Consider the following 1,712-nt stretch of genomic DNA (forward strand, 5'->3'; position numbering starts at 1 on the left):
TCTGATTCAATTCGAACCCTACCAGATTTGCGAACACCTTGTGTTACAATTTGTTCCTGATCAACTGTTTGTTCAGGTTCAACAATTTCTTGTTGAATGCTAGATTCAACTTCTTGTGTATCAGGTTGTGGTTCCTGAAGTTCCTCAAGTTCCACAAACCTCCCACTAGCCTCTTCCGTCAGAAACTTGTTTTCTAGGAATTCAGCTTTTCGAGAAATAAATATCTTATTCTCGATGGGATTGTAGAAATAGTATCCAAGACAATCTTTCGGATACCCTACAAAGATACATTTAGTTGAACGGGGTTCTAATTTGTTTGAAGCTTCTTGTCTAACATAAGCTTCACAACCCCATACCTTGAGATAGGATAAAGATGGAACCCTTCCATGCCATATCTCATAAGGCGTTTTATCTACCTTCTTAGTAGGTGCCATGTTTAGGAGACGAGCAGCTGTTTGTAAAGCATAACCCCAAAATGATAAAGGTAGAGTACTTCTACTCATCATGGATCGAACCATATCCAATAGTGTTCGGTTCCGCCTCTCAGACACACCATTATGTTGTGGTGTTCCAGGTGGAGTAAGTTGTGAAACAATTCCACAAGTCTTACAATGATCCATAAAGTTTGTACTTAAGTACTCACCTCCTCTATCAGAACGAAGAACTTTAATTGTTTTGTTGAGTTGATTTTCCACTTCACTTTGAAACGTTTTGAACATTTCAAACGCCTCATGTTTATGTTTAATCAAATAAACATATCCAAAACGACTAAAGTCGTCAGTGAAGGTGATGAAATATCTTTCACCATATCTAGTCATTGGCTTGAAAGGACCACATACATCCGTATGTATGATTCCTAACAAGTCCTTTGCTCTCTCATTGGTTCCGGAGAAAGGAGCTTTAGTCATCTTGCCATGTAAACAAGATTCACATATATCAAATGAGTCATTCTCATTTGCCTTCAAAAGTCCACTCTTTTGAAGTTGGGATATGCGATTCTTGTTTATATGCCCAAGGCGACAATGCCATAGATAGGTTTGACTCAAATCAAATTTGGGTTTCTTGGTGAAAGTGTGGTATAAAGAGCCATGGTTAGTCTTTTCATCAAGGTTTACTTCATAAATTCCATTTAAAGGCCTAGCCTCAAAATAGAATACATTATTTTTGTAAACACAAATATCATCATTATTAAAGGAAAGATCAAATCCACATTGTCTTAATTTAGCAACCGAAATAATATTCCTAGTCAAGCTAGGAACATAATAAACATTCAACAATGTCACACACAAGCCATTAGGTAGTAATAAATTAAAACTTCCAATTGAATCCACCGCAACCCTTGCATTGTTTCCAACCCGAAGTACTACCTCATTTGCCTTCAGTCGCCTACTCCTTTTGAACCCCTGCAACATATTACATATGTGAGTTCCACAACCAGTATCAAATACCCATGTGTTAGGAGATAAATTATAAAGTTCTAGGTCTATCACATAGATACCTGAAGTGCCTTCACCGGCCTTCTTCTTCTTCAACTCCGCAAGATACGTAGGGCAATTTCTCTTCCAATGCCCAGCTTTGCCACATTCAAAGCATGCGTCTTCTTTGGCAACCTTTGCCTTCTTCTTGGGCGGACGGGATGGTTGGACAACTTTCTTGCCCTTTCCTTTGACAACCTTTGCCTTCCCTTTACCCTTGGAGTTGGTGGGGTATTC

General features: G+C 38.7%; 1 protein-coding gene. It reads right to left on the reverse strand.

All coding sequences use genetic code 11. From position 1 onward, the window contains the following. Window positions 1–1,712: DDE-type integrase/transposase/recombinase (locus HX793_RS32180; protein ID WP_178905608.1), on the reverse strand; the 1,712-nt coding region annotated here is incomplete at both ends.

The organism is Pseudomonas reactans, from assembly GCF_013387025.1.
GTDB lineage: Bacteria > Pseudomonadota > Gammaproteobacteria > Pseudomonadales > Pseudomonadaceae > Aquipseudomonas > Aquipseudomonas reactans.